The 5,802-nt window shown below is 45.0% G+C and carries 2 protein-coding genes; one reads left to right on the top strand and one right to left on the bottom strand.

What is annotated here, in order from left to right; genetic code table 11:
• Nucleotides 1–1,449: L-aspartate oxidase (gene nadB, locus ACE3PQ_RS02515; protein ID WP_374294935.1), on the top strand; the 1,449-nt coding region annotated here is incomplete at its 5' end.
• Between the two features lie 183 nt (nucleotides 1,450–1,632).
• On the opposite strand, the gene purL is transcribed toward nadB, so the two are convergent.
• A complete protein-coding gene (gene purL / locus ACE3PQ_RS02510) occupies nucleotides 1,633–5,463 on the bottom strand; it encodes a phosphoribosylformylglycinamidine synthase (protein WP_374294933.1) in 3,831 nt (1,276 codons plus the stop codon).
• Between the last annotated feature and the right edge of the window lie 339 nt (nucleotides 5,464–5,802).

Genomic DNA, 5,802 nt, shown 5'->3' with positions numbered 1-5,802 from the left:
GATTCGATTGAACAACACATAGATGACACTATGATTGCAGGCGCTCATTTATGTCATTTAGATGCGGTTAAATTCACCGTTGAAGGTGGGCAAGATGCCGTTGACTTTCTACTTAAGCAAGGTGTGCAGTTTACTTTAGATGAACATGAAAATTTACACCTTACTCGTGAAGGCGGACATTCACAGCGTCGTATCATCCATGCTGCTGATGCCACAGGCAAAGCGATTTCCACGACTTTGGTTGAGCGTGCTCAAGAAAAAGAAAATATTCATTTATTTGAAAATGTGGTGGCGATCGATGTCATCACCACTCAAAAAGCCCAGATAGAACATTCTGAAAATCGTGCAATTGGTGTTTATGCGCTGGATGAAACAACAGGCGAAGTCAAAACGTTTTTAGCACCATTTACTGCGCTCGCCTGTGGCGGTGCAATGAAAGCCTACCTCTATACATCCAATCCTGACATTGCGACGGGTGATGGCATTGCTATGGCGTGGCGTGCAGGTTGCCGTATTGCCAATATGGAATTTAACCAATTCCACCCAACCTGTCTTTACCATCCTAAAGCTCGTTCGTTTTTAATTACCGAAGCAATGCGTGGTGAAGGTGCATATTTACGCCTGCCTGATGGTGAGCGTTTTATGCTTCGTTTTGATGAACGTGCCGAACTTGCTCCACGTGATGTGGTGGCTCGTGCAATTGACTATGAGATGAAACGGCTTGGTCTACGTCATGTCTGGCTCGATATTACCCACCAACCCGAAAGTTTTGTCAAAGAACATTTCCCAACGCTTTATACACGCTTACTTGAACTCGGCATAGACATTACCAAAGATATGATCCCTGTGGTTCCCGCAGCACATTACACTTGTGGCGGTGTGATCGTCGATCAGCATAGTGAAACTGATATTGCAGGGCTGTATGCGATTGGCGAAACTTCCTCGACTGGCTTACATGGTGCCAACCGTATGGCGAGCAACTCCCTTTTAGAATGTTTTGTCTATGGCATGAGCGCAGCCAAGCATATTCAATCCCAAATCAACAATGCGCCACGATTTGATCAAGTCAATCCTTGGGATGCCTCACAAGTAGAACATCCTGACGAAGATGTCGTCATTCTACAAAACTGGGATGAACTGCGTACTTCGATGTGGAACTATGTCGGCATTGTGCGTACAACCAAACGCTTGGAACGTGCTTTGCATCGTATCGAAATGCTGAAACGAGAAATTGAAGAATATTATCAAGGCTATAAGGTCAGTAAAAATCTGATCGAACTGCGTAATTTGGTTTTAGTGTCTGAAATGATTGTGCGTTGTGCGATGCAGCGCAAAGAATCTCGTGGCTTGCATTACACGTTGGATTATCCTGAGTTATCCAATGAAATCCGAGATACCATTTTGACACCACCTGACTTTTTGGTCAGTCAGCCTCTAGTAGACAATTAAACAGGTATTCGCCACTGTAAATTTCAAAAAATAATCGAGCTGAATCAATCAGCTCGAGATTTTATACTTGCGCTGACTTTGGTGAATTACGCTGTTTATTTTCCCAATAGACAATCAAAAACGCCAAAGCAAACAAGACCATAAAACCACCTACCGATGGTTTTATGGTCATTTACAATATATTTAACCCAAGAAACGTCGTGCATTTCTAAACATACGCAACCATGCGCCATCTTGTTGCCAATCTTCAGGTTTCCAAGAGTGTTGTAGCGCACGGAAGTTACGCTCTGGATGTGGCATCATGATCGTTGCACGTCCATCGCGCGAGGTCAGACCTGTAATTGCTTCAGGTGAACCGTTCGGATTCAGTGGATAATGTTGGGTCGGATTGCCTTGACTATCGACATAGCGCATCACTACTTGGCTGTTCGCATTTAGTGTTGCGATATTTTCTGTACTTGCCACCAAGCGCCCTTCACCGTGCGCCACAGCGATCGGTAAGATCGACCCTTGCATACCGTCTAAAAGCACAGATGTTGATTTTTCGATACGAACATTGACGCTACGTGCTTCAAAGACTTCCGAAGTATTACGGTGGAAACGTCCCCAATGATCAGCACCAGGAATTAATGGCGCAAGCTGTGACAACATTTGACAGCCATTACACACACCGAGGCTGAAAGTCTCATCACGATTAAAGAATTTTTCAAACTGATCGCGCAACTTGGCATTGAACAGCACGGATTTCGCCCAGCCACCACCTGCACCGAGTACGTCACCGTATGAGAAGCCGCCGCACGCCACTAAACCTTCAAAATCATCAAGGTTAATACGACCTGAAAGTAAATCACTCATGTGCACATCGACCGTATTAAAGCCAACTTTATCAAAAGCAGCAGCCATTTCCACATGACCATTGACGCCTTGTTCACGCAGGATCACCATGTTTGGACGGCGTACATTGATCATGGACGCTTCAATCGCTTCATTTAAATCAAAGGTCGGTTTGGCAATCAAACCTTGATGATTGCGATCTGCGATCAAAGCAAATTCTTGATCAGCAGTTTCTACATTGTCACGTAGACGTTGGATTTGATGCGATACTTCTGACCATGCCTGTTGGAGTGCAACACGTTCAAAGGTCAGACCATTCACGCTCAATTGATCATTGTTATTGACTTGACCAAGTAATGAAATGGCATCATTTAAGCTAGAATTGGCAATTTTGCTTTGAAGGCTGTCCCAATCTAAAGATTTAATTTGTAAAACTGCACCAATTTCTTCTGCGAATAAGCTTTCAATCGTTTGTGGCTCAAGTGCAACACCTAGACGAGAGGCAAACATCATCTCTGCCACGGTCGCCAATACACCACCATCACCGATATCGTGATAAGCCTGAATCAAATCACGATTATTCCAATCTTGAATCAGTGCAAAGAATGCTTTCAGATCATCAAAGCTATCAACGTCAGGTGCTGTCGTACCAATCGCCTTATAAACTTGCGCTAAGATCGATGCACCAAGACGGAATTGACCTTTGGATAAATCAATACGCACGAGTACTGAATCGGTATTTTTAAGCTCTGGCGTGAGTGTTTTACGTACATCGTTCACAGGCGCGAATGCCGTCATCACACCTGCAACAGGTGAAGTGACTGATTTATCCACACCATCATCTTGCCATGTGGTACGCATCGACAACGAGTCTTTACCCACAGGAATCGCAATACCAAGCGCAGGACAGATCTCCATACCGACGGTTTTCACCGCTTCAAACAAGGCTTGATCTTCACCTTTTTGTCCTGCGGCTGCCATCCAGTTTGCAGAGAGTTTAATGTCGCTGAGTTGTTCAATATTTGCTGAAGCAATATTGGTAATCGCCTCTGCCACCGCAAGACGTACCGATGCCGCAGGATTAAGCAATGCCACTGGTGGACGCTCACCCATTGCCATCGCTTCACCTGTAAAGCCTTGCAAACTGGTGGTGGTCACTGCCGCATCTGCGACAGGCACTTGCCAACGTCCGACCATCTGATCACGAGCAACCATGCCTGTGATTGAGCGGTCGCCAATGGTGATCAAGAATGATTTTGAGGCCACAGTTGGATTTTTTAGCACACGGAAAATCGCATCGCTGAGATCAATTTTCGACGCATCAAAGTCATTGCCTTGACGAGTCACTGTTTCATAGCTGCGTTGCATACGTGGTGTACCGCCAAGCATGACCTGCATCGGCATATCCACCGCATTATTTTCAAATAGCGGATCTTCAACGGTCAGATGACGTGCTTCAGTCGCTTCACCCAATACCGCAAACGGGCAACGCTCACGGGCACAGATGTCTTCAAACTGCGCCAACGAACTTGGACGAATCGCCAAGACGTAACGCTCTTGCGCTTCATTCGACCAAATTTCCATCGGAGACATACCCGGTTCAAGCGATGGAATCTTACGCAGATTGAGCACCGCACCGAGCTCATGGTCATTGACTAATTCAGGCATGGCATTCGAAATCCCGCCCGCACCGACATCATGTACCGATACGATTGGATTGGCATCCTCTAAACGCCAACAAGTATCAATCACTTCTTGGCAACGACGTTCCATTTCAGGATTTTCACGTTGTACCGAAGCAAAATCTAAACTCTCACCCATGGTGCCACTATCGACAGAAGACGCTGCACCACCGCCAAGACCGATCAGCATGGCAGGGCCACCAAGCACGATCAGCAAATCACCCTCTTGGATGGCATCTTTTTCTACATGGTCAGGGCGAATGTTGCCATAACCGCCTGCGATCATGATCGGCTTATGGAAGCCTTTCACTTCACCATTGACATTTTGTTCAAAAGTACGGAAATAACCATTCAGGTTTGGACGACCAAATTCATTATTAAATGCTGCACCACCAAGTGGTCCATCAATCATGATTTGTAGCGGTGATGCCATACGAGATGGTTTGCCGTAGTTGTCTTCCCACGGTTGTTCAAAGCCTGGAATGTTCAGATTCGATACGGTAAAGCCTGTCAAACCTGCTTTAGGCTTACCGCCACGACCAGTTGCACCTTCGTCACGAATCTCACCACCCGAACCAGTCGCTGCCCCTGCAAACGGAGAAATCGCCGTTGGATGGTTGTGGGTTTCCACCTTCATCAAGATATGGGCAGCTTGGCTCTTATATTTGTAGACATATTGACCATTGTCATCCGCTTTTGGATAAAAGCGCATGGTGTCATAGCCAACGATCACCGACGCATTGTCTTTATAAGCAGACAGGACGTCCGTTGGCGATTCTTTATAGGTATTTTTAATCATTTGGAACAAGGAGAGTGGTTGTTTTTCACCGTCGATTGTCCACTGTGCATTAAAGATTTTATGACGGCAATGCTCTGAGTTTGCCTGTGCAAACATCATCAATTCGATGTCATGCGGATTACGTCCGAGCTTATTGAACGCATCAGTTAAATAATCAATTTCTTCATCAGAAAGTGCAAAACCAAATTCACGATTGGCTTGAACTAAGGCTTCTTTACCTTGTCCAAGAATATCAATGCTATTTAATGGTTTTGGTGCTGTTTCCACAAATAATGCTTTGGCATCGTCAATCTGATCAAACACGCTTTCAGTCATGCGATCGTGTAGCGCCAATTTCAACGCATTCGAAACGCTTGATACACCTTTCAAGGTGTACAGTACGCCACGTTCTAGACGATGCACTGGAGTATTACAGTTCTTAAAAATATCAGTTGCTTTTGATGACCACGGCGAAATCGTCCCGACACGAGGTGTCACCAAAACTTGTACTTCATCGCTTTCAGTTTGGCGAAGCACAAAGCTTTGATTGTCATTTAACAGCGCATTTGCCGATTGCAAAGTTTCATCATTTAAGGCTTGATCAAACAAGTAAACCCATTGACTTTCCACAGTTTGGACAGTATCAATTGACGAGAGGCGAGAGAGTAATTGAGCTTGCTTAAAAGCAGAATGTGCAGACGCACCGGCCACGATAAACATGTTGATTTTGGCTCCACGGCAAGTCTTTTGAACCTGCGCAATGTGACTAAGATTGTGACAAAGAAAAAATCTGTGACAATACGGCAAAAATGAAGAGTCATATTCTACTTCGAATCGACATTTTCAGCTAGCGACAGTGGACAATTAATTCCAATTTCATGGAATTGTTCGAGTTTATTTTTCAGCTTCAATGTTGTAATTAGGGTCTGTTGACATTTCAACCATGCATTGCGTTATAGGCTAAAATCACATAAACGAGGCATGAAACGCAGAGAATGGTCACTCCCTTGTCAAGTTTCATAACGAAGTTTATGGCAATTTTAGCCATAACCCTTCGGG

It is taken from the genome of Acinetobacter sp., assembly GCF_041911495.1.
GTDB lineage: Bacteria > Pseudomonadota > Gammaproteobacteria > Pseudomonadales > Moraxellaceae > Acinetobacter.
The sequence above is the reverse complement of the archived record's forward strand: the minus strand, read 5'-3'. Positions and strand labels throughout refer to the sequence as shown.